General features: G+C 37.2%; 28 protein-coding genes and 1 riboswitch. Of the genes, 8 read left to right on the top strand and 20 right to left on the bottom strand.

The annotated features are described in order from the left end of the window. Nucleotides 1-27 precede the first annotated feature (27 nt). Together SAZ04_RS10130 and SAZ04_RS10125 are read right to left on the bottom strand one after the other, a co-directional pair. Nucleotides 28-978, bottom strand: coding sequence for an NAD-dependent epimerase/dehydratase family protein (locus SAZ04_RS10130; protein WP_332694676.1), 951 nt, complete (start codon nucleotides 976-978; stop codon nucleotides 28-30). Then, nucleotides 975-2,255: a UDP-glucose dehydrogenase family protein gene (locus SAZ04_RS10125; RefSeq protein WP_332694674.1), complete on the bottom strand. Its 1,281-nt coding sequence runs from the start codon at nucleotides 2,253-2,255 to the stop codon at nucleotides 975-977. The genes SAZ04_RS10130 and SAZ04_RS10125 overlap by 4 nt, the downstream gene beginning before the upstream one ends. Before the next feature lie 348 nt (nucleotides 2,256-2,603). Here SAZ04_RS10125 and SAZ04_RS10120 point away from each other — a divergent pair, with 348 nt between their 5' ends. Continuing rightward, nucleotides 2,604-3,413, top strand: coding sequence for a UTP--glucose-1-phosphate uridylyltransferase (locus SAZ04_RS10120; protein WP_332694672.1), 810 nt, complete (start codon nucleotides 2,604-2,606; stop codon nucleotides 3,411-3,413). 312 nt (nucleotides 3,414-3,725) lie between these two features. Here the strand turns inward: SAZ04_RS10120 and SAZ04_RS10115 are convergent, their stop codons facing one another. The 5 genes from SAZ04_RS10115 to queC form a co-directional block, all read right to left on the bottom strand. Further along, complete coding sequence (locus SAZ04_RS10115; RefSeq protein ID WP_332694670.1) at nucleotides 3,726-3,944, bottom strand: hypothetical protein; 219 nt, start codon at nucleotides 3,942-3,944, stop codon at nucleotides 3,726-3,728. Between the two features lie 198 nt (nucleotides 3,945-4,142). After that, nucleotides 4,143-4,640, bottom strand: coding sequence for a preQ(1) synthase (queF, locus tag SAZ04_RS10110; RefSeq protein WP_332694669.1), 498 nt, complete (start codon nucleotides 4,638-4,640; stop codon nucleotides 4,143-4,145). Nucleotides 4,641-4,656: 16 nt separating this feature from the next. Beyond that, nucleotides 4,657-5,364: a 7-carboxy-7-deazaguanine synthase QueE gene (gene queE, locus SAZ04_RS10105; RefSeq protein ID WP_332694668.1), complete on the bottom strand. Its 708-nt coding sequence runs from the start codon at nucleotides 5,362-5,364 to the stop codon at nucleotides 4,657-4,659. Continuing rightward, nucleotides 5,361-5,786, bottom strand: a complete 426-nt coding sequence (queD, locus tag SAZ04_RS10100; protein WP_332694667.1) for a 6-carboxytetrahydropterin synthase QueD — start codon at nucleotides 5,784-5,786, stop codon at nucleotides 5,361-5,363. Before queD ends, queE begins: the two co-directional genes overlap by 4 nt. Continuing rightward, complete coding sequence (queC, locus tag SAZ04_RS10095; RefSeq protein WP_332694666.1) at nucleotides 5,786-6,451, bottom strand: 7-cyano-7-deazaguanine synthase QueC; 666 nt, start codon at nucleotides 6,449-6,451, stop codon at nucleotides 5,786-5,788. Before queC ends, queD begins: the two co-directional genes overlap by 1 nt. A gap of 238 nt (nucleotides 6,452-6,689) precedes the next feature. Beyond that, nucleotides 6,690-6,733, bottom strand: a riboswitch (PreQ1 riboswitch). Between the two features lie 184 nt (nucleotides 6,734-6,917). Between queC and SAZ04_RS10090 the strand changes: the two genes are divergently transcribed. Then, nucleotides 6,918-8,150: an aminopeptidase gene (locus tag SAZ04_RS10090; protein ID WP_332694665.1), complete on the top strand. Its 1,233-nt coding sequence runs from the start codon at nucleotides 6,918-6,920 to the stop codon at nucleotides 8,148-8,150. Nucleotides 8,151-8,373: 223 nt separating this feature from the next. Beyond that, nucleotides 8,374-8,832, top strand: coding sequence for a GNAT family N-acetyltransferase (locus SAZ04_RS10085; protein ID WP_332694664.1), 459 nt, complete (start codon nucleotides 8,374-8,376; stop codon nucleotides 8,830-8,832). Between the two features lie 247 nt (nucleotides 8,833-9,079). Here the strand turns inward: SAZ04_RS10085 and SAZ04_RS10080 are convergent, their stop codons facing one another. Beyond that, nucleotides 9,080-9,271: a hypothetical protein gene (locus SAZ04_RS10080; protein ID WP_332694662.1), complete on the bottom strand. Its 192-nt coding sequence runs from the start codon at nucleotides 9,269-9,271 to the stop codon at nucleotides 9,080-9,082. Between the two features lie 148 nt (nucleotides 9,272-9,419). Here SAZ04_RS10080 and SAZ04_RS10075 point away from each other — a divergent pair, with 148 nt between their 5' ends. After that, nucleotides 9,420-9,668, top strand: coding sequence for a DNA alkylation repair protein (locus SAZ04_RS10075; RefSeq protein ID WP_332694660.1), 249 nt, complete (start codon nucleotides 9,420-9,422; stop codon nucleotides 9,666-9,668). A gap of 18 nt (nucleotides 9,669-9,686) precedes the next feature. Here the strand turns inward: SAZ04_RS10075 and SAZ04_RS10070 are convergent, their stop codons facing one another. Both SAZ04_RS10070 and SAZ04_RS10065 read right to left on the bottom strand, forming a co-directional pair. Then, nucleotides 9,687-10,859, bottom strand: a complete 1,173-nt coding sequence (locus tag SAZ04_RS10070; RefSeq protein WP_332694658.1) for an alpha/beta hydrolase — start codon at nucleotides 10,857-10,859, stop codon at nucleotides 9,687-9,689. Nucleotides 10,860-11,432: 573 nt separating this feature from the next. Then, complete coding sequence (locus SAZ04_RS10065; RefSeq protein ID WP_332694656.1) at nucleotides 11,433-11,732, bottom strand: HesB/YadR/YfhF family protein; 300 nt, start codon at nucleotides 11,730-11,732, stop codon at nucleotides 11,433-11,435. 176 nt (nucleotides 11,733-11,908) lie between these two features. Here SAZ04_RS10065 and SAZ04_RS10060 point away from each other — a divergent pair, with 176 nt between their 5' ends. Next, complete coding sequence (locus SAZ04_RS10060) at nucleotides 11,909-12,031, top strand: hypothetical protein (protein ID WP_332694654.1); 123 nt, start codon at nucleotides 11,909-11,911, stop codon at nucleotides 12,029-12,031. A 137-nt stretch (nucleotides 12,032-12,168) separates the two neighbouring features. Here the strand turns inward: SAZ04_RS10060 and SAZ04_RS10055 are convergent, their stop codons facing one another. The 4 genes from SAZ04_RS10055 to SAZ04_RS10045 all read right to left on the bottom strand — a co-directional run bounded on the left by SAZ04_RS10055 (nucleotide 12,169) and on the right by SAZ04_RS10045 (nucleotide 14,796). Further along, nucleotides 12,169-12,300: a hypothetical protein gene (locus SAZ04_RS10055; protein WP_332694652.1), complete on the bottom strand. Its 132-nt coding sequence runs from the start codon at nucleotides 12,298-12,300 to the stop codon at nucleotides 12,169-12,171. A gap of 110 nt (nucleotides 12,301-12,410) precedes the next feature. Further along, nucleotides 12,411-13,175 carry a SurA N-terminal domain-containing protein gene (locus SAZ04_RS10050; RefSeq protein WP_332694650.1) on the bottom strand — a complete coding sequence of 255 codons (765 nt, stop codon included), beginning with the start codon at nucleotides 13,173-13,175 and terminating at the stop codon, nucleotides 12,411-12,413. 348 nt (nucleotides 13,176-13,523) lie between these two features. Beyond that, the gene (locus tag SAZ04_RS23435) at nucleotides 13,524-13,808 is read right to left on the bottom strand and encodes a HesB-like (seleno)protein (protein WP_431308989.1); all 285 of its coding nucleotides are present in this window, start codon (nucleotides 13,806-13,808) and stop codon (nucleotides 13,524-13,526) included. A gap of 52 nt (nucleotides 13,809-13,860) precedes the next feature. After that, nucleotides 13,861-14,796: a dipeptidase gene (locus SAZ04_RS10045; RefSeq protein ID WP_332694648.1), complete on the bottom strand. Its 936-nt coding sequence runs from the start codon at nucleotides 14,794-14,796 to the stop codon at nucleotides 13,861-13,863. Between the two features lie 99 nt (nucleotides 14,797-14,895). On the opposite strand from SAZ04_RS10045, the gene SAZ04_RS10040 reads away from it, so the two are divergent. Both SAZ04_RS10040 and SAZ04_RS10035 read left to right on the top strand, forming a co-directional pair. Beyond that, nucleotides 14,896-15,330 carry an Hsp20/alpha crystallin family protein gene (locus SAZ04_RS10040; protein ID WP_332694646.1) on the top strand — a complete coding sequence of 145 codons (435 nt, stop codon included), beginning with the start codon at nucleotides 14,896-14,898 and terminating at the stop codon, nucleotides 15,328-15,330. 15 nt (nucleotides 15,331-15,345) lie between these two features. Beyond that, nucleotides 15,346-15,714 (top strand): YppG family protein, encoded by a 369-nt coding sequence (locus SAZ04_RS10035; RefSeq protein WP_332694644.1) that lies wholly within the window; start codon nucleotides 15,346-15,348, stop codon nucleotides 15,712-15,714. A 155-nt stretch (nucleotides 15,715-15,869) separates the two neighbouring features. Here the strand turns inward: SAZ04_RS10035 and SAZ04_RS10030 are convergent, their stop codons facing one another. The 4 genes from SAZ04_RS10030 to metA form a co-directional block, all read right to left on the bottom strand. Next, complete coding sequence (locus SAZ04_RS10030; RefSeq protein WP_332694642.1) at nucleotides 15,870-16,073, bottom strand: hypothetical protein; 204 nt, start codon at nucleotides 16,071-16,073, stop codon at nucleotides 15,870-15,872. 160 nt (nucleotides 16,074-16,233) lie between these two features. Then, entirely contained in the window at nucleotides 16,234-17,379 is a 1,146-nt protein-coding gene (locus tag SAZ04_RS10025) for an MFS transporter (protein ID WP_332694640.1), read from the bottom strand. A gap of 349 nt (nucleotides 17,380-17,728) precedes the next feature. Beyond that, nucleotides 17,729-18,946, bottom strand: coding sequence for an EAL domain-containing protein (locus SAZ04_RS10020; protein ID WP_332694638.1), 1,218 nt, complete (start codon nucleotides 18,944-18,946; stop codon nucleotides 17,729-17,731). A gap of 484 nt (nucleotides 18,947-19,430) precedes the next feature. After that, nucleotides 19,431-20,342 carry a homoserine O-acetyltransferase MetA gene (gene metA, locus SAZ04_RS10015; RefSeq protein ID WP_332694636.1) on the bottom strand — a complete coding sequence of 304 codons (912 nt, stop codon included), beginning with the start codon at nucleotides 20,340-20,342 and terminating at the stop codon, nucleotides 19,431-19,433. A 276-nt stretch (nucleotides 20,343-20,618) separates the two neighbouring features. On the opposite strand from metA, the gene SAZ04_RS10010 reads away from it, so the two are divergent. Then, nucleotides 20,619-21,278: a reverse transcriptase-like protein gene (locus SAZ04_RS10010; protein ID WP_332694634.1), complete on the top strand. Its 660-nt coding sequence runs from the start codon at nucleotides 20,619-20,621 to the stop codon at nucleotides 21,276-21,278. Nucleotides 21,279-21,309: 31 nt separating this feature from the next. On the opposite strand, the gene SAZ04_RS10005 is transcribed toward SAZ04_RS10010, so the two are convergent. Beyond that, nucleotides 21,310-22,158 (bottom strand): PHP domain-containing protein, encoded by an 849-nt coding sequence (locus SAZ04_RS10005; RefSeq protein ID WP_332694632.1) that lies wholly within the window; start codon nucleotides 22,156-22,158, stop codon nucleotides 21,310-21,312. A gap of 9 nt (nucleotides 22,159-22,167) precedes the next feature. After that, complete coding sequence (locus SAZ04_RS10000) at nucleotides 22,168-22,656, bottom strand: DUF4352 domain-containing protein (protein ID WP_332694630.1); 489 nt, start codon at nucleotides 22,654-22,656, stop codon at nucleotides 22,168-22,170. Nucleotides 22,657-22,796 lie beyond the last annotated feature (140 nt).

The following is a 22,796-nucleotide window of genomic DNA, read 5'->3' as shown; positions in this document are numbered from 1 at the left end:
TCTCTTCTTTATATTGACGTACTAGCATCACAACTCTTTATATATAGTTTGCAGGTACTTAATTTCTTTTTCAAGACCACTGTTCAAATCAACAGTCGGTTGGTAATTTAGGAACATTTCAGCTTTTGAAATATCGGCCCACGTATGCTTTGGCTCACCGATTGCCTTCGATACAAATTTTAAGTTCGCTTTCTCATTTACTAGATTCTCTAGTAAATGAATAACATCTAGTACAGATGCCCGTTCTTTCCCACCAATATTAATCGTTTCTCCTACAACACCTTTGGCATGTATAACAGAAGCTGTGGCAACAGCACAGTCACGTATATACGTAAAATCACGCGTTTGTTGTCCATCACCATAAATATAAATTGGTTTCCTCTCAATGATACTTTTAATGAATTTATGAAAGGCCATATCACTACGTTGCCTTGGGCCATAGACGGTAAAATACCTTAGTATAACAGTTGGAACCCCAAAACTTTGTCGATACACATGACATAAATATTCCCCTGTCAATTTAGTAATTCCGTATGGTGATAGCGGTTCTGCTGTAGCATCTTCCGTAACCTTTCCTGTCTTTTCACCGTAAACGGAAGATGTTGATGAATAAATAAATTTCTTCAAAGGAAAGTGTTTGCTTGCTTCTAACAGTCGTTGCGTCACCTCTATATTGTTTTCAACATAACTTTGAAACTCTGGTCCCCAACTCGAACGTACACCAGGTATTCCAGCTAAATGATAAACATAATCAATCCCTTGTAGGTGTGCTCCCCATTCGATATCTAATAGATTTTCTTCAAAAAATGTAAAACGAGGATGAGTTAAAAGCGATTGTACATTTTGTCTTGTAATCTGTTTTGATGTAGGACCGATGAAGGCATCAATTCCAACCACCTTTATTTTAGGATCCTCTAATAAAACCTCACAAAGACTTGAACCTATAAAGCCAGCAGCCCCCGTTACAAGAATATTCATGGTCTCGCCACCCCAATATACTTCAACCCATTTCTTTTCAACGTATAGGGTTGAATGCAATTTCGACAGTCTACTAGTATATTCCCTTTCATTTTCTCCTTTACGATAGCCCAATCTGCTTCAATAAATTGGCGCCACTCTGTTGCCACTATAAGCAAATCAGCTTGTTGGATCGATTCATACATATCTTTGTATGCCGTTGTATTTTTCACTTTAGGAAAAACGACAGGGTCAAATACATGAATGTTGCACCCTTCCTCTGTAAGTCTCTCAATTAACTTTAACGCTTGAGAATGTCGAGTGTCGTCTGTATTAGGTTTAAAGGAAGCTCCCCAAACCGTTATTTTCATGTTTCGATATGCTGGTATTTCTTTTTCGATTTTAGCAAGATAGTCGTCTATTAAGCTATTATTGATCATCTGAGCGGCTTGTAAGAGATGTGGTGTCACATTCTTTTTCATTGATTGATGCTCTAATGCAGCAAGATCTTTTGGAAAACATGAACCTCCATACCCTAATCCTGCTTGTAGGAAATGATGTCCAATTCTCGGGTCCATTCCTATTCCTAAAGCTACATCGGTAATATCAACGTTGTATGCATCGCTAATTTTAGCCAATTCATTGATAAAGGAAATCTTGACCGCTAAAAAAGCATTGGATGCATATTTAATCATCTCTGCGCCGGTTAAATTGGTAATAATATAGGGAGCATCTATGAAATGATACAATTTTTGAAGTGTTTGTATAGCAGTATGATTTCTTACCCCTATGACGACTTTATCCGGATGGAGCATGTCGGAAATAGCAGTTCCTTCACGCAGAAATTCAGGATTAGAAACGACATCAAAGTTTGTTTGGGGAACACCTTTTTCAATTAGCTTTAGATGTAAATCTTCATTCGTTCCAAGAGGGACAGTGCTTTTGGTGATGATAATCTTATACGTATCTATAAGAGGAGATAACTCATTTATAACTTCATCAAAGAAACGGAGATTAGCTGTTCCATCTGAGTTTTGAGGGGTTCCAACAGCAATAAAAATAATCAAGCTCTTTCTAACTGCTTTAGCTAAATCATCAGTAAAATCAAGATTTCCTGCTTCTATACTAGATACAAGCATCTTTTCTAACCCTGGTTCGTAAATAGGAAGTTCTCCTTTTTTTAACATCTCCACCTTTTCTTTTTGTTTCTCCACACACGAAACTCGATGTCCATAATTTGCTAATACTGTTGAGGTTGTCAAACCAACATATCCTGCTCCAATTACACATACATCCATAACGTCGACTCCTCTTCAACAAAAATTAAATTGAATTTCTATATCTTATTAATAAAGAGTTTGATTAGTGAGCTTTTAGGCTGTAAAAAAGATAAATTAAAGATTCGTCTATTCGTTTTGACCTATTCCCTTGTAGCTTTTTTCCTTTGGACAACTTCCTTTTCTTTTCATGACCGAATAATATATCGCGAATATGTATATTGGACCAGTTTAGTAAAGCTTGGCGGCTGGCGGTGGACTGGCTTATTCTTTCACTTTTTCTTTTTCATCTTTTTACTAATGGAAAGATCGAATAAGAATGATACAGTGGCAATTACGTTGATACACTCTATTAAGGGGGGAAACTACTTGAAAATTAAAAAGGCTATCATCCCGGCTGCTGGCTACGGTACTAGAAGCCTCCCAATCACAAAAGTTATACCAAAAGAAATGTTCCCGATAAATGGAAAACCAGCTATCGATTACATTGTTCGAGAAGCGATTACATCAGGAATTACAGAAATATTAATTGTTGTTTCTAGAAACAAAAATATGATCATAGATTACTTTGACCGCTCACTTGAGCTAGAAAACTTTTTAAAACAAAACAATAAACAGCACTTATTAAATAAATTATCTATACCTAACATTCACATTCAATTTGTTCGCCAACCTATCGCTCGAGGACTTGGTGATGCAATCCGTTTAGGCAAACCTTTTGTAAATGATGAACCTTTCGCTGTTTTACTTCCTGACGATATCTTTATTGAAAAGGAATCTAGTTTACAAAAGCTCATTCATGTCTATCACAAGGTTAATTCAAATGTAATTGGAGTGAAAAAGGTAGAAGATGATTTATTAAAAAATTACGGGGTCATAGATGGCAAACAAGTGAGTCATCAATTGCACGAGATTACCAATCTCATTGAAAAACCGCAAGTATCACCGCCTTCAAACTTAGCTGTCGCTGGACGTTATGTTCTGCATCCGGATATCTTCACGTACTTACAGCGAGTGAAACCAGGTAGTGGAGGCGAACTTCAATTAACCGATGCCCTTAAAGACATGCTAAAAGACAAGAAATGTTACGGTCAAGAATTAGTAGGAGATCGCTATGATATCGGATCGGAGAAAGAGTACTTTGAATTATTAAAAAGATTGCACTATGAACAATTATAAAACCTGAAAGTAAAAAAGATACTTTCCTCGGTTAGAACCAACAATCGGGGGATTCAAAAAAAATTGATAAATATTCCCGCTCTTAATTTCCTAATGGAAATTTGAAGTGGGGGTACTCTCAGCAACTATGATAGAAAATACAAAAGAGCACCTTTACAGTTATAAAAGGTACTCTTCTCCTTCAAAAAAACTATTAGCTATCGTACCTACAATTAAGTGAATGCGCGGCTACTGAAAAAGGTAAAAAACAACCTTCAAAAGATACTCGAGGAAGCGGCAATGGCTACGCACGTTGCTTAAAGTGCTTCCTTTTTAGAATTTTCTAACCGGTGTTCCTCCCGCTTGACGACCAGCTCGACCTATTGTAAAACTGGTAACCAACTTCATGTTAATTGCAGTCTCATTATCTTCTGAGATGTACCAGTCTGAATGTGTTAATTGATCAAACACCTGCTCTTTACTTTCACCTGTTACCTCAAATGTTCCTGTATTACTTTTTTCAAATACAAATCTCACTTTAAACTTTTCCATGTTTATCACCTCCACCTTTCCATGTCCATATAAGACAGCTTATGTGGGAAGTGAGATTTAATTCCATTCGCATAATCCACTTACAACTTATGAGCATACCACCATTCTCTAGTTACACCCATTTGAATCACAATTTAGTTGATTACTTTTTCTTCTAATTTATCATTCAAAACCCGAAAACAAGCCCCTAAAAAACCATTATCTATTATCAATCGTCTCCGGATATAAGTCATGATTCATCATACGGTACTCGGCCATTTTTTCGTACTTTGTTCCAGGCTTCCCGTAGTTTGTGTATGGATCAATACTAATGCCACCGCGAGGGGTAAATTTGCCCCAGACTTCAATGTAGCGTGGGTCCATTAATTCAATTAAATCGTTCATGATGATGTTCATGCAGTCCTCGTGGAAATCGCCATGATTACGAAAGCTAAATAAATAAAGCTTTAAAGCCTTACTTTCAACCATTTTCACATCTGGTATATAGCTGATGTAAATCGTTGCAAAGTCTGGCTGATTGGTCATCGGACAAAGCGATGTAAATTCTGGGCAATTAAATTTGACAAAATAATCACGATTTTGATGCTTATTTTCAAATACTTCTAAAACAGAAGGATTATAAGAGAAATCATATTGCGTACCTTGATTTCCTAGTAGTGTAACTCCTTCTAACTCTTCTTTTTTTCTTCCACTCATCTTTCCATCTCCTTACTTACACACCACGTTGGTTTCCCCATATGAGAGTATGCAATTGTGGCAATACCCTGGCATCATTCATAGTAATAGACTGAGTTGCTTTTCCAATCAACCATTCATAGCGTTGTAATAATGTTGATAGTAACGCTCTATCATCTGAAGAGCTAACGTCCTCATTGCCGATTTGCAAATAAAACGGGACATGCGAATATCTCTTATGAATCAATTCCGCGAATAAAAAGTCATCATCATCAAATACAACGGCTTTTAAGCTAACATTGCGATCTTCTAGTTGCTCCATAAAGTGATCGAGCTTTTCAATATCTGTTTCCATCTTTGAACTAGGAGGTTTAGGTGAAATCGTGATATTGTCAATTTTCTTTACCCATTCCTGCCAAATGGATCCTTGTGTTTCGACAGCGACTTTCCAGCCTTGGTCATGACAAAGGTCAACAAGCTTATCAATTCCTTTATGAATAGCAGGGTTCCCCCCTGAAATGGTTACATGTGAGAACGTTTCGCCGCCAATCTTCTTTAATTGATCAACGATTTCAGTTGCTTCTATTAGTTCACTTCGAACAGATCCATCCCATGTAAAGCGAGAGTCACACCAAGAACAGGAGTAATCACATCCTCCTGTTCGGACAAACATTGTTTTTTGACCAATAACCATTCCCTCTCCTTGGATGGTTGGTCCAAACACTTCTATTACCGGAATCTTCATGCTAATTCCTCCGGTTTTGGACGATAAACAACATAGCTTGTTGGAGTTTCTCGAACAACAACTTGCAAACAATTTGGCTTATTTCCTTGAATTTGAAGCTCAGCTTGAATTGATTTCCAAATTTGTTCTGCCACTCTCTCTGTTGTAGGAAATATGTCTTGATATTCTGAGTGATCGTTTAAGACAGTATGATCATAACGTCTATGAACAATGTCCTTAATTCGTTTAAAATTAATGAGAAACCCTAAATCATCAAGAGTATCTCCAGCTATCGTAATATTAATAAAATACGTATGCCCGTGCATGTTCTTACATTGGCCTGCTGCGTCATCTGGAATATAGTGAGCAGCTGCTAGGTGCATATCTTTATTCAACTCATATCGATACGAGTGTTGTACTTGTGGATAAAACTGTTGCATCATCAGTTTACACCTCCCTGCTTCTCTTCAATGTAGCTTTCTAATCCTTTTCTTCTCAATTCACAAGCTGGACATTCTCCGCAACCATTCCCACGTACACCTTGATAGCATGTTAGTGTTTTCTCCTTTACAAAATCAAGAGCATCTAGTTGATCGGCTAATTTCCATGTCTCCGCTTTATTTAACCACATTAACGGTGTATGAATAACAAACTGCTCATCCATTGCTAAATTTAATGTGACATTTAATGATTTCACAAAACTATCACGACAATCAGGATATCCGCTGAAATCTGTTTCACAGACACCCGTAATAATATGGCGTGCACCAATTGCTTGTGCATATACAGCGGCAAACGATAAAAATAAGTGATTGCGTCCAGGTACGAACGTGGAAGGTAATTCCCCGTTCTCCCCAGCTTTCACTTCAATATCACTTCTTGTAAGCGCATTTGCTGATAGTTGATTAATAAGTTTCATATCTAACACGTGAAAAGATACACCTAATTCTTGTGCAATTTCACGAGCACATTCAATTTCATCATGATGACGTTGCCCATAATCAAAAGTGACCGTTGCCACTTCTTCAAATCGTTCAAGCGCCCATAATAGGCATGTCGTACTATCCTGACCACCACTAAATACGACTACCGCCTTTTCATTTCTCATGTCTCATTTCTCCTTTTTATATAAGTCAAGTTGTCCTATTTATATAGAGGCAACGCAAACTTTTTATTGAAGAAAGAGCATTCGATAACTCCAAACGGGTATATTTGTTCTTTCCTTCCACTCATAATGTTCCTTTTTAAAGGGGACGTTATGAGGAGACAGTTAGGAATCTATTCATCCTAATCGAACTAAAATATTGTCAACACGACAAGAAAACTGTACTCAAAAATGTACAGTTACTACCTTAGTTTTTTATAGAGGGAGTTTGCGAACCTCTTTTCTAATCCAATCATTATAATAGCATAAAGCCTTTCAATTCGCTATCTTTTCTTACCTCCCTCCCTTTTCGAAAGTACTTTCTTCCGTTTTCACATCAACTATGGATGGAATTATTTTCAAACTTCCTGATCTTTTGGTAAAATAAGATGATTACCTAATTTATACATAAGAAATGAGGAATGAATTCATGTCAACTTTTCAAGAAAACGTAGAAAAATACGCAGACCTAGCTGTTAAAGTTGGTGTAAATATTCAAAAAGGGCAAACACTTGTGGTACGTACACCCATTAATGCAGCGGAGTTTGTTCGCTCTGTAGCAAAAAAAGCATACGAGGCTGGCGCGAAAAATGTTCATGTTGAATGGAGCGACGAAGAGATAACGAAAACAAAGTATGAGCTAGCACCCGATGAAGCATTTCATGAGTTTCCAGAATGGGTAGCAAAAGGATATGAAGAAATGGCTGAGAACGGGGCAGCTTTCTTAAGCATTACTGGCTCAAATCCAGACCTTCTTAAAGACGCTGACCCTGAGCGCGTTTCAAATGCAAACAAAGCAAGTGGAAAAGCGATGCAAGGATTCCGTTCTTATATTATGTCAGACAAAATTAGCTGGTCGATTGTTGCGGTTCCATCTGAAGGCTGGGCTCGAAAGGTTTTCCCTGAAGACTCAGAAGAAAAAGCAGTTGAAAAGCTGTGGGATGCCATTTTTGCTGCCACTCGTATTAATCAAGCTGATCCAGTTGCTGCATGGCAAGAGCATCTTTCCATCCTTGATGATAAAATGAATGCTTTAAACGACAAGCATTACCATGCCCTACATTATACATCTGAGGGGACTGACTTAGTCATTGAATTACCAGAAACTCATTTATGGGTGAGCGGTGGCAGTATTAACAAAGACGGTGTGGCTTTCGTTGCAAACATGCCAACAGAAGAAGTGTTTACTTCGGCAAAGAAAACAGGTGTTAATGGAACGGTTTCAAGTACAAAGCCACTTAACTATGGCGGAACGCTGATCAATAATTTCTCCCTTACTTTTAAAGACGGGAAAGTAATCGACTTTAAAGCCGAAGAAGGATACGAAACATTAAAACGTTTATTAGATACAGACGCTGGAGCACGTTTTATCGGTGAAGTAGCACTTGTCCCGCACAAGTCTCCTATTTCTGATACGAATATCCTTTTTTATAACACCTTATTTGACGAAAACGCCTCAAACCACCTTGCAATTGGTTCCGCCTACGCATTCTGCATTGAAGGCGGAAAAGACATGGACAAAGAAGAGCTCGAGAAAAACGGCTTAAACACAAGCCTTACTCATGTCGACTTTATGATTGGTTCAGCGGATATGAACATTGATGGAGTTTACGAAGATGGGAAACGTGAACCGATCTTCCGTGAGGGGAACTGGGCGTTTTAAGGATCTTGTAAAAACGTAATATTTATACTAGCTACATCTTATCTATTATAAGGTGTAGCTTATTTTTTGATATTGTACAACCAATCCTCCTGTATTCTTCACGATACTAACTAGTCGCGTGGGCTTATCCAGAGATAATCCAATATTCCCCAATTGAAAAATTAAGCATCGCAGTGATTCTAGAGTTAAATTTCCTCACATAAGATTTATTGAGGTGATTAAAATGAATCACGATATTAACTTAGGTCCAACAACATCTAATGACATGAATGGTTACTGTAATCACGACCTTTTTAACCGTATCGCCGCTCGCTATTCTGATTTAGTAAATGCGCCTGTTGAAGCTCAATTGACCACAAGATTATTCCGTGACACAGAAGACACAATCTTATACAATTGCGAAAATGACCTAATTGAACTGGAGCTACAATTTGATTATGAGGAATATGACAAACTTACAAACAAAGACATACCTACCATTTATATCTGCTGGTTTTCGGTTAAGCAAAAAAGCCAAGGTTTGGGTACAAAAGCAATAACTATCCTCATTGAAGAATTACAACTCTCCTCCTTTAAAAAGATAAGAATAAGTGCCAGACATAACTCATTTGAATTTTGGACTAAACTCGGATTCAAGCAAACATATCCAAATTCCTATCACGAGATGTATCTTTTTTTATAGCGTTTGTTCTAAGGTCATTCTTACTTCCTTTTTCAGAAAGCTCTGAGTCGTATTTTCAGAGCTTCCTGAAACAAATGAACTCATCATTTTCTACTCCAAAAAGCGATCTTCACCTTTTCGAACTATCCTTGAACGAAGCCACTTCCATTAGTAGCTCGAATCATCGCTGTGGCAGATGCATTTGACGCGATAACATCAAAACGTATTTATCGAAAAGAGTTAGATTGGAAGTCAATCGTAAAAGAACTTAAACAAAAAACAATTCAAGTGAAAGAGGTGGCTCAGGACTTAAAAATACACGAGTAAACACGACACCTGTTGCCAATAGAACTAACAAGCATTTAGGTTTGTTAAAATAACCAATCCCTAAAAAGATGACTGTTAAAATATAGAGAAATAAATTTGTTAATATAAATCCATTTACAACTACTGCAATCAACCAAAGACGTCACCTTCAATTGGTATAACATTACTCAGGACTGCTATTATTATGTTTAGCTTGTACTAACTTGTTTTTCTTTACGATTGAAATTATCTTGCAAGAAGTTCTCACTTGTTGGGAACAATACAAATAGGAGGGATAATATATGACAGATCCATACTTATGTCCAAATTGTAAAACAAATCGCTCTCGCTTTAACTTAATTCAACAAGTTGTCACTCCAGTTAAAATGGATGCAAAAAGTGGCGATATTATTGAACAATATGAAAACAACAACGCCGGACCTCTTCATATGCCTTATCGTGGACCAGAAATTCGAGTTCAATGCGCAACTTGTGGTCTAATTGAAGAGGAGAGAATGTTTGTGAAAAGAGCCCAACAACAACAACAATAGGAGCCCATTAATTGGCTCCTATTTATTATTCTCAAATATAGATATAGCTTGCTTCCCCAATAGAAAACTCCCAATCGCATAAGCCTCTGCTTGGTCGCGTATTTGCATAGATCTAGTTGTCGATCCATTGTAAACTTGTAAATTATACGGTTGATAAGCTGGTTCTTCATCAAAAGATGCACGAAGAAATCTAGCTGATTGGTCAAGACCGTGATTTCCACGATACATCACCTCATAAAACGAGATAAACCCATGCATAACACCATTATATCGGATAGTCTCAACTGGAACACCATGTTCTGCAAGTCGTCTAGCATAAGCTTCTCCTTCATCTCTTAGTGGATCAAACTCAGCTGTAATCACAATAGCTGGAGGTAATTTATACAAATTTTCCGCTTCGAGCGGCGACGTATACTCGTGAATCCATAGATCCTCATCCGGAGTATAAGTGTCACGTGCACGCATCATTACACCACGTGACAACAAATAATAGCCACTATCGTACTTCATTCTCGAATCGAATTCAATATCTTGAAATGTAGTAAGTGGATAAAGAAGTGCCTGTGCTTTAATATCTGGACCTTCTCGATCTCTTGCCATTAAAGTCACGACCGTTGCGATATTACCGCCTGCACTATCGCCAGCAACTGCGATATTTTCTTTATCTCCACCGATTTCTTCGGCCTGATCATACGCCCAAAGAAGAGCGTCGTAGCCATCTTCAATTGCTGCTGGGAATGGATGTTTAGGTGCAACTCGATACGCTACTGCAATGACAATGCTATTTGTTCTAGAAGCTAATGAACGAACAATATTATCGTGAGTATGAATGCTACCATATCCCTCCATAAACGCTCCACCATGATAATAAAGAATGATTGGGTATGGTCCCTTTCCGATTGGTCGGTACATTTTCCCTTCAATACTTGTTCCATCAGCAACAGGGATTTCAATCATTTCATTTGTAAAGCTTGGTGCACCATTATTTGCAAAAAATTTAGGTCTCTTCATATCTGGTGTAACAAGATTATTATGAACAGCATGTAGTAGAACTGCTGTTTTGGGTGGAACTTTTCCTGCTTCTGTATGTGCCCAATAATGGACAGAAAGAATTACGATAAGTGAACTTACTATAAACCCAAGTGACGCAACCATCATCCAAATGCTTACCTTCTCGAATACTATTTTCATTGCGCCACCCCCTAAATAGTCAGATTATTTCATTTCTTTTATTATATCAGAAAAAGTTTAGATGAGTAAGAGATTATTCTGTTATTTTATATATTTTTACATATTATTTTGTATATTTACCATATTGTATATTATCTACTAATTCTTTATTGCTTCTAAAGGATTGCCTGCCATCCTTTAGAAGCAATGTATATTCCCCAAAATATAAGACCCTTGCATCATTTTTCATTAGTTCTTATCCTCTTCCTATCCTATTGAGTTTATAAATCTTGTCTGCTTAATTTCTCCAGTTTGCTTCAATGAATTCATTTCAACTCGATTTTTTCGATTAAGGTTAATTCATCAAGGCTTTTAATGAGAGTAGTTTTTCGTACGGAAATGGTAGCGTCGCGTATTGAATTTGAACCACTTTATAATATCCGCTTTCTCCAGCCTTTCCTTGCGTGTATTATTATAGGTTATAGCCCAGACATCGTAACGACTTTCGCATAGGATAACAGTAGATTTTCAAATAAAGGAGGACCATCCTCGACACCGTTCTAATAAGAAAAAGGACTCCACGATGGAGTCCTTTTAATTTTGTTCCTCATAAACAAATTCAATCTCTTCATTCTTTCGACTGTATTTCACTTTTAGATCAAGCCCTTTAAAATACCAAAGATCTTCTTCTTCTATAAAAAAGGTAATTCCATCTACCACTTCTTGTGAACCGATAATCGAAGGTTGTTCTTGGCTAACCCCTAATGAAAAGCCACTTTGAATGGACCCACATCCACCATACCTAGCGAAAAAGCGAATGTATTCTCCTTCTTCTTTTATATCCAATTCATCTTTAAACCACTGCAAAGCAGGTTTCGTTATTTGTATATTCACTACATGTCACTCCCTATCTATCGAACAAGCTTGCTTGACTACTATCATAACAATTTATACAATCTGTTGTCTATGAAAGAACACTTTAAGTCCATGCTCCTCCCAAAAAATGTTTCTCTTTGGCAACATTTTTAAAATGATGCATATTATATAGAAAAGAAAAGGAGAGGATTAAGTTGAGTATAACAAAAAGAACGATGTATTATGCTCATCTCTTTGAAAAGATGGGATTATTAACAGAACAACAAAAAGATGAATTAGTTAAATCGCTGTCCACCACTTCTAAAAATAATCAATGAAAAAGGAACATTAAATAAAACAATGGCTTATGTTTTTACCTGCTGCGAGTGACTACTCATAGCAGGCTATAAGCATTTTGACCGCACAACAATTGTAGAGTCCTGTGTTTACTCACTTCATTCACATGACAATCTTATCAATTGTTAATTGTTTCGACAAGTTGAACGATTTCAGGCTTACTAATTTGAGCATCTGCCCCCCACCTTTTCTCCTTTATGAAATAATCATTTGTGATAAGCGACAAGAAAATAATGATAGGCAATTGCACTCGACTTTCATTCTGTTATGAGATCCTTTTATTCAAAAAAGATGACCGAATGAAGATCCTCCTCTATTAAAGAAGCGGTCTACATGTCAGTCATCTTTTCAGCTGTTCATTTAGATGTGAGTTGTTATTTCACTATCGGCACGTAAAGTCTCAATTAGTTTACCTACTTGTTCTTGCTCTTGTTCCATTTGCATTTGATACTCCAATTGCTCTCTATAATCTTCAAAAGAAGGAATCTCTGGAGTTTCTTTCCCTTCCCCTTCTGCTTCTACCATTTCTACTAATTCATCATAAGCAGCTTGGAGATCTTCCTCAGAAATATCAGATACTTCTATGTTCTGGTCTAGATACTTTTCACTCTTGACCGTTTCTGCAACATCAGCTCGAAGTTCGTCCGTTGAAACTCCTTGCTCATCTAATAACTCTTGAAGCTGCTCTTCCGATTCAAGACCTATTTGAGCAATTAGCTCTGTGATTCCCTTGTCAATTTCTTCTTCAGTCGCTTCGACGCCCTCTTCATTCGCAGCTTGGGTAATGAGAGTTGAATTAATAATTCGATCGAGTAATTGTTCTTTCATTACTTCTAATTCAGCTAAACCTTCTTCGCTCTCAATATCTATACCTTGCATTTGAAGCTGCATAGCTCCCTGTTCAAGGTTGCCCACATAAATCTCTTTGTTAATATCTTCACCATTAACAGTAGCAATCACATCCGGAATACTTTCTGTATCAATATCAGGACCCATCTCCTGCTCTACGTTTTCTGATTCTTCAGGTGCAGCCACCTCTTCTTCAGCTTTGTCATCTCCACCACAAGCAACTAGTCCAAAGGCAAGTGTGCATACCCCAATACCCATAAATAATTTCTTTTTCATAATCAATACCCCTTTCTTATCTCGAAAACCTTTGGTTATTGTAACACAAAAATAATCTTAATTCAGCGAAGATAATTCCTCTTTCCTATTGCATTACGTGTTGGAAGGATCAATTATGAGAACTTATGAAAAATACCAGTCCGCCCTCTCTTGATATAACAAGGGTGTTTCACGTCACCTTCCTTGCATTTCAAAAAACTATGTAAAAACCAGCTTTACCAATCATTGATAAAGCTCCTCGCTCACAACCTAAAGAAAACAAACGATGACTGCCATCTCGACTCGACGCACTTGTGTTATGTCTTATATACAGAGATGAGGGTGACTGCAATGAGCCACCCTCACTTTTTAGCAACAGTCCTCCCCCCCGCCGAGCATAACAAGACCTGCTCCATTTTCTGACTCTTGATAATCGAGAGTCAGATCGGCAACTTGTGATACGATATCTTTTTCTATCGCCACATTTATCCCATTAATCATTTCTTGTTGATCAGATTCCGCTGGCTCATCCAGAGCTAGCCCTAATTTAGGACCACCTCAACCCATGCCTGCAAACACAACACGAACTGTACTTAAGCTATGTTCTGCCATCATTTCCTCAAGAAACGTTCTTGCACGATCTGTAATCTTCATCTTCGTTCACCTCGTTCCTCACTCATTATTATACTAGAATTGCACCAAAAATTCATGTAAGCCGTCCTACTAATTTCTCGAAATTTCCTCTTAAAAACCTTTTTACTTGAGTAGCCGAATAGTATTTTTCTAATTCTTCTACTAAATAATGATACTCACCGCAATGGCGTAAACGAACGACATACTTTGAAATCCCATCAAAATCAGAACCAAAGCCTAAATGGTGTTCAGCTCCAAGACTACACATATGATCGAGGTGATTAAGAATATCCTTGATTGTTGCTCGGTCCTTTGTCGTCAAGAAATATGGACAAAAAACAAGACCTATATAGCCTTTCTTATTCACTAACGCTTGTATTTGATCATCATATAAATTTCTAGGATGGTCGCATAGATGGCGCGCATTAGAATGTGAAGCAATCGGATAATTCGCCAATTCCATTACATCCCAAAAACCATTGATACTAAGATGTGAAACATCAGTCAAAACGTTATGTTTATTGTTCAAACGTACGAGATCCTTACCAAAGATAGTAAGCCCTGCCCCACGTGGTTCACCAACACCATCTGCGCAAAGATTCGCTTGATTCCAAGTTAATCCAACAGAAATGACGCCTAATTGATGTAAAATTGAGAGTTTCGTAAGATCATCACCAATAGCATCTACCCCTTCTAAAGTCAATACTGCTCCAATTTCGCCTTCTTTTAACTCGTTTATATCTGACCATTTTTTGATATGACGAAACTTCGTACTAGAACCTAGGACTTTTTCATGAAAGATCTCAATTTGTTCCAACACAATTTGAAACTTTTGATTTTGTTTAATAAATGGCTCTATGAAAATGGCAAACAACTGAACTTTGATGTTTCCAGCTTGTATACGTTCTAAATTCACATCAATATTGGGCGAATTGCTATAACTGCACTTTGGGTGTGCCCACAGCTTTAATAGTGCATCACAATGAGAATCAATAACTCCTACTCCCAACTGTAACCCTCCTCATAATTATGTGTGTTCGTTTGCACCATAAAGATTTACCATTCATACATATATAGTAATAATTGATCTAAGAAGGGGTGACATCAAATGTCAGATCAGCAACCTTGGTCGAAAAAAATCCCCCAAGGCTACCAAGACATTTTAAAATCAATAGATAGTTTTTTCCAACACACTTATGAACAAATACAAGACAATCCTTTGTTCCTTGCTCCAATTCCTATAAATGTATTTCAGGAGCATCAATCGCTTATCATTGAAGCCGAACTTCCGGGAACTGATAAAAAGCAAATAAAACTTGATATTCTTCGTCAGTCAATCTGCATACAAGTTACGCAAGATGAACGATCTGAATATAAAGATGATAAACAAGGAATACATGAACGCCACAATCGCACACAAGTTAGACAACGAGTCATCCCAGTTCCTTTTTTAATTCAAGAACAAGATGTAAAAGCAACTTACAAAAATGGCTTGCTCAGAATTTCGATTCCAAATAACCGCAAGCAAATTCCAATTGATTAAGGAGGTTAATTAGGAATGTTTCAACCTAATCAAAATCAAAGAAGGCAAATGATGCCACACTCTCGCCAATTCCACAATCAACAACACTTTCAACACCATCCATATTCTCATCAGCCCATGCATATGAATGGATTCATGCAAAAACAACCTCATTCTCAACAGATGCAGCACAATCCATTTTTCCATAACCCTCAAATGGGGATGGGAAAACAACAAGTTGGGTATAAACCAAGTAAGGTGGCATTTTTAAAATCAGCATTCATGAATGAAAGTGGTAGTTTTGACGTAACTAAAACGGTGAACACTTTTGACCAAGTGGTGAAGACGGTAAACCAAGTTTCTCCAATCGTGAAACAAGTTAGTAGTCTCTTTATGAAAAAATAAGGGTCTGACCCCTCATGCACAGTATTTGGCAATTTAAGAAAATTTCTTACCAGAATAATGCGCTATCGTTGGTATCAGATCCCTTTTGAGATCTCCTCGTATCAATCATTTTTTACATTAATGCACAAGACACTCTAATTGGTTTAGTAAACCAATTAGAGTGTCTTCAATTGCAAAGCATACGCAAGTGTTTGATTAGCATTTATCATTTTTAATCCTTGTGAAGGAACAAAATCAATTTTAACAAATGCACCAATTTCTTCACTCGCTTTTTCATCATAAATAAATAGAAAGTTGTCTATTTGAACATGTGAATCATCTTGCCTCGGCTCATCCAGAGCGAGGTCATACGCCACCATTGTACTTCATTCAAACGTGTCGTATGCTCTGACCCGAATTGCTTTTTGGGTTAGATCTAAATTGGTAAAATAATCTTTCACACGTTCTGTTAAGATAATATCCATTAATTCTCGACCCCCTAATATAAATTTAATATAAGAATACCTAACCGTCATCTACTTACACTTCAGGCCTGCTCTTTTGAAAAAAAAGTAGCCCTACTGTACCCAAAAGTGCACTTCCACCAATAATGAAGTAAAGAGTTGAGATAGATGTTAGTTCGATAATATATCCACCAAAAAGTGATCCTATTATACCAGCAACCCCAAAAATGACTGTAATAAATAGGACATGACCTGTAGCTTGCAAATGTTCAGGTGTCAACTTGTTAACAATTTGAAAGGCAGCTATATAAAAAACTCCAAATGTTAGTCCATGTGATATCTGTATTGGTAAGATGAACCACGGACTCCAGGCAAATCCCATCAGAATCCAACGACATACATAAAAGACTCCTGCTAAGATGACAAACGAGAGTGGTGACCATTTTTTATACCAGTAAGTAGTCGTTGCAAACACTAATGCTTCAGCGGTTACTCCGATGAACCATGCCCAGCCAATCATCGCTTCTACTCCACCTAACTCCACGATATACAGCCCGAGATAAATATCGTTTGTCCGATGCGCTATGGAAATAAAGATGACAAATAACAGAAATAACATAAGTGATGAATTGGTTGTTAATTTCAACGCATCTAACACAGTCACAGGTTTGTTCGCACCTGGAACATCTTTAATGGAAAAAGCCACTACTAAGCCAATCAATGCCATTAAAAGCATTGGGTACAAAATCTTCTCTACACCAATCCATGTTAACACATAACCAACGACAAGCGAAGTAATAGCAAACCCTAATGAACCCCATAACCGAATTCTTCCAAAGTTCACTTTCTGTTGGACAGATGTTTTTTGCGCGAGCGAATCACCTAATGCTGTAGTAGGTGATACAAAAAAGAACAAAATAAACATCATGACGAGATAACCTATGTATGAATTGACAAACATAAAGGTTAGCGCTGTTAAACACACTCCAACAATAGCAAGTAAAATCATTTTTTTAATACTTTTGTATTTGTCACTTAAATATCCCCACATTGGCTGTGCAATAATTGACGCACCTGGACCAATAGCCATTAATAAACCTACCTGAGCCCCCGTAAGTCCTTGAGATTTGAAGAAGACAGGAAAATATCCGTTTATAATCGTTATCGTTGAATGAGCAAAAAATAAATAAGCCATTAAACGATAGATAGAGCGATTAGCCATACATACCCCCTATTCTGCTTTCTTGTGGTTCTTTGCCTTTTTATCATAACTGCAGTAAGGAAGGTCTGGGCTTTTTGAAGACTAGCATTCCTCTGCTATGTCTCTCCATCAAGACCAGACCTTTTTATTATATTCGCTTGTTTTTTAACAATAGTTACAGCGCTTCCGCTCATGCTACGAGTATGTACTAAAAGGGGAAATACACCCCTGCTTCGAAGCGGCAATGGCTTCTCTCGCTGCGCGCCCATTAGGAGAAACCCACTCCTAATGGGCTTAACACATTGCAGCGGTTCCGCTCATGCTACGAGTATGTACCAAAAGGGGAAATACACCCCTTTTGGTACATACTCTATAATAATCCTTCTTGTTCAAATAAATAGTCATATGGAATATCGAGAAACAAAAATAAATGATCAGATATTGGATACGAATACGTACGAATCCGCTCATCACGTTCAATATCGGTATATAAATCTGATAAAAATCCTCTTTTTTCAATATTCATTCGGACAATATTTTCAAGAAAATAAGGACGCCAGCTCCAGTTTTTGAATCGACCTTCTTCAATTAACACCCATTTTTTCTCTGTGTTTTTTTCTGCATTGGATGATTGTTGAAATCCTTCTTCATCACAAACATATACCCGAAACGCATACTTATCGCAGTCTTGGGCTACTTTTAAGATTAATTCATCATATGTATCTTCTGGTTTGATCATTTTCAACGTTTGTTTCAGCTGCAGCGTCAATTCATTTGACAATGAAAACTGTGACTCTACCTTCTTACGTTCATAATTAATAAAGTATTGAAATTCTTTTTGCATTTTCTTTTTGCAACAGTAGGGCTCGACAAATGTATGAGAAGGTGAGTGCAAATAAAATCCTTGATAATATCTGCCCCCATTTCTCCACGCATAATTTAATTGGTTGAAATTCGAAACCCCTTCAAAAAGCAACGTAGCTCCGATTTTTCTCGAGAGCATCGATAACGGTTGATGGACTTCTGAGAATAAATGCGGGAGGTCATCATCTTCCATGAATTTAACATCAACTTTTATAATATTCGGCTTTAGCATTGCAACAAGATTAAGGTTACTGCCGTTATGGCCAACACCATCAAGTGCAACTCTAAACCCAAAACTTTGAACGTAGTAAAAAAAATGTTTATTATCATAAAAATGTTCAGCCACATCGTCTTCTTTTAATTCCAGAACGATTTGTTCGATATTAAGACCTTTCTTTTTATAATGCTCAATCCTTTGTAAAAACGTTTCTCCATTGTCCTTAAGTAAGAGAGAGGCATCATAGTTAAAAAAGAGAATAGTAGATTGATCAGTTTCCATATATGCATCGAGCGCAAGTTTCTGAATATGATCATCTAACTCTATTCTATATTCATCGGGAATACTTTTATCTTGAAAAAACGATCCGAGGCTCATTACTCCATCGTCGGTCTGCATTCGCGCGAGCACTTCATATCCAACAACAAGCTGTTTATCAGCACTAAATATCGGTTGATAAAAAGGAATGACATTATCCTTATTCATCATGACATCTAAAGGGTCCATCGTTCCACCTCCACTAAAAAAGACATCTACTTATACAAGACGCCCTTACATCCGATCAGACTATTCATAGGCAACAATCTTATTATATCATAGCTTTTATGAATAAGTGAGGATGCATAACTATTATATCAGTCATTTACAACACGTCAAAATACCATGGAGAATCATTCTCATAAAACCATTCTTCTTAAGACTAAACAAACGTACAATGAGAATAACGCAAAGAAAAGGACCAATTTTCATGAAAACGTATCATCAATTTGTAAAATCTTTAAACAAATATTTTTTTGGGAGTTTAGTTGTTTCTATTTTTGGGGTAAGGTCTCATCACGAGCAGATAGATGGCTTAGGATACCCTGATCGATTAAGTGGTGAATCCAATCCCCACAAATGGGAAGAATCTTAGGGATTGCTGATGATAGAGATAGGCAACTAACTTTTAGCAGGCCTTAACCTACGGCCTGCTATTCCGCCTAAAATTCGTTTACTTTCCTAAATCATAAGGAGTTTCTTGATAAACGTAATAGTTTAACCAATTCGAAAACAACAAATTGGAATGAGCTCGCCAACGTAGTCGTGGTGGAATGTTATGATTATCTTCGGGGAAGTAATTATGAGGGAGCTCAACATTTACTCCCTTTTGAACGTCCCTTTTATATTCTTCTTGCAATGTATAAACATCGTACTCAGAGTGACCAGTTACAAATATTTGTTTGCCATTTTTTGAAGAGACAATGTATACGCCAGCTTTATCAGACATACTTAATATTTCAAGGTCATTTACTTGTTCTATCTCTTCCTTGCGAACATCAGTATGACGAGAGTGCGGGGCTAGAAACTCATCATCAAACCCCCGTAATAATTTCACATTTTGTTTTTCAATTGTATGAGAGAACACACCGAACTTCTTTCCTTCTAGTGGATGCTTATTAATACCGTAGTGATGATACAAGCCAGCTTGAGCTCCCCAGCAAATATGCAAAGTTGAAGTGACATTTTCAACACTCCAATTCATTATTTTTTGGAGCTCTTTCCAATAATTCACCTCTTCAAATTCAAACTTTTCAATTGGTGCTCCCGTAATAATCATTCCGTCGAATTTCATTGACCTTATTTCGTCAAATGTTTTATAAAACGCATGTAAGTGCTCATGTGATGTATTTTTTGATACATGTGTATTCGGATACATTAATGAGACTTCAACTTGTAATGGGCTATTTCCGAGCAAACGTAACAGTTGGGTTTCTGTCGTTTCCTTAATTGGCATTAAGTTTAAGATCACAATTTTTAATGGACGAATATCTTGAGAATAGGCGCGACTCTCATCCATCACAAATATATTCTCTGCATTAAGAATCTCTTTTGCAGGCAAATGGTCCGGGATTCTAATAGGCATAATACACAAACTCCTTTTTAAAAAACATATATAAATTGCATGTAAAAAGCTAGATAACATCATACTATTTCATGATAAGATCATAACCATCATTACTATGTTAAAAAACATAACATTTCGATAATTTAACTTATCACGAAAAAGAAATTTCTGCAATTATTTTTACTTAAGAGCTAGATCAAAAAGGTCGATTTTTCCTTTTGGATCTAGCTCGAACTACTGAGTGGAGCCAGTGTCACACCCTTTTGACTACTATTAATGGAGGAGGTTTTCTTTATGAAGATTCGATTAGAATGGTATTACACTCCACTAAAAACAAAACAATCATTTTTCATGAAATCTGATTGGATGAGTGTTCCATCTTCCTTAATGTTACATGATGATCTCGAAAAAACGGGTCGCTTAAAAAAAATCGAATTCTTAGATGAGCAAGACACGTCTTGGACAAAAAAACAATTGATCAAATTCTTAAAACAATTCGAAACAGAACCCCATGACGTTAAAGCTCACATTGATGGTGGTTTCGACGTAGCAACACGAAATGCCGGAATTGGCCTTGCGATTTACTATAAACAAGATCATAAAGACTGGCGTATTCGATTTAACGATACGTTAGAACTACTTGAAGACAACAACGAAGCTGAATATGCAGCTCTCCACCGCCTTCTCATGCAGCTTACTGAAATGAATGTTCATCATCAAACCGTACGAATCTATTCTGATTCAATGATTGTCGTCAATCAAGCCTCAGGAGAATGGCCTTGTTATGAAGAGCATTACATTAGATGGTTAGACCGAATAGAACAAACCGCTCAAAAGTTTGGACTAATGTTAGAGTATGAACTAATTGATCGCAGTTTAAACAGAGAAGCTGATCAACTTGCCACTCAGGCTCTTGAAGGAATTGAAATCAAAAGTGTGATCGAAAAAGTGTGAGCTCCCCGAAAAAGACTGTCGAGATTCATTCTCAACAGTCTAAAAGGGTTTCAGCTAACTCATTAGCTAATCTAGTGACACCTAATGGTTCTGGTACCCGTCCATATTCTTCATGATGGAAGTCAGAACCACCAGTTCGGTAAAGTTTTCTTCCGACTTTCTCCTCGATTGATTGGCAAATGAGTTCATAACGCTTTTTTACGTCTTCATCATGATCGCGATGATACACCTCGATGCCATCCAATCCCCAATCTTTTACCCAATCAATTAGATCTTCATCAACATCGTAATAATTAGGGTGGGCAACGATTGCGATTCCTCCTGTTTGATGGATCCAATCAATGGCTTCTTGAACGGTCATCTCTTTTGATTTTTCAACATAACCAGGTTGTCCTTCAGCTAAAAACCGTTCAAACGCATCTGCCATATCTGTTACATAGCCCGCCTCAATTAATGCTTTCGCCACATGAGGTCGTCCGATACTGCCACCATCTACATGTTTTAACACGCTTTCTGCTTCGACCTTTAAACCAATCAATTTCAGCCTCTCTATAATTGTGTCCAATCGTTCTCTTCTTAATTGTTTCTGACTCATGAGCAATGTCTGAAGTTCTTGATTTTTCCAATCAAACTGATAACCTAGTATATGAACACTCCGCCCTTTATACTTAGTTGAGAATTCAATGCCAGGAATCACTTGAATGCCTAACTTATTCCCTTCATGTATAGCTTCCTCAATTCCTGCTACACTATCATGGTCCGTTAATGATACAATTTCTAACTTCACTTCTTTACACTTTCTCATTAATTCAGACGGTGTATAACCACCGTCTGATGCTGTAGAGTGCATATGCAAATCACTGTTCTTGTTAGAGTTCATTTAGCTACATCATTCCTTATCAACTGATACTTGCCAAGTAACTTGTCCTGTCCGCAAATGATCGGTGTAAACAAGCTCATATTGAGATGCTACTGGAACTAAAAATGCAATTTCTCCACGATTTGTTCTACCTGGATGAAGCTGTCCACCAAGAATGCCCTTCGTTTCAATCGACGAATTCATGCTATGAGCAAACCCTTCTTCATCTATAAGCGTTAAGTTAAATGTTGAAAATTCATAAACTGTTTCCCGATTATTTGTAAAGGACAAGTCAACAATTACAAATTGCTTCCCTTGCTCTTCTGCTACTGATTCAAGATAGAAATCGTTTAACGCGATCTTAATCCCCTTCACTTCTCTACCTGTATCATCGGTTTCTTTTATAACCTCTTTTGCTTGCGACATCTCCAAATTTCCATTCGACAAAACATAAAGGCCAACAAGTAAAACAAGAAACATACCTAATCCAAATAACACAAATACTTTTCCTTTCATCATTTCCTCTCCTTAACCCGTTATCCTGTAGTGTATAAAAAGCGGGTACAGTGACTTTGCACTACTAGCAATCTACTCTTTAGAAAACCACTAGAAGACACTCGCATTAAGGTATGATGATAGGTAACCAATTATGCCATTAA

Source organism: Halalkalibacter lacteus (assembly GCF_036663595.1).
GTDB lineage: Bacteria > Bacillota > Bacilli > Bacillales > Bacillaceae_D > Halalkalibacter > Halalkalibacter lacteus.
Note: the sequence above shows the minus strand (reverse complement) of the source record. Positions and strands in the feature narration are given on the sequence as shown.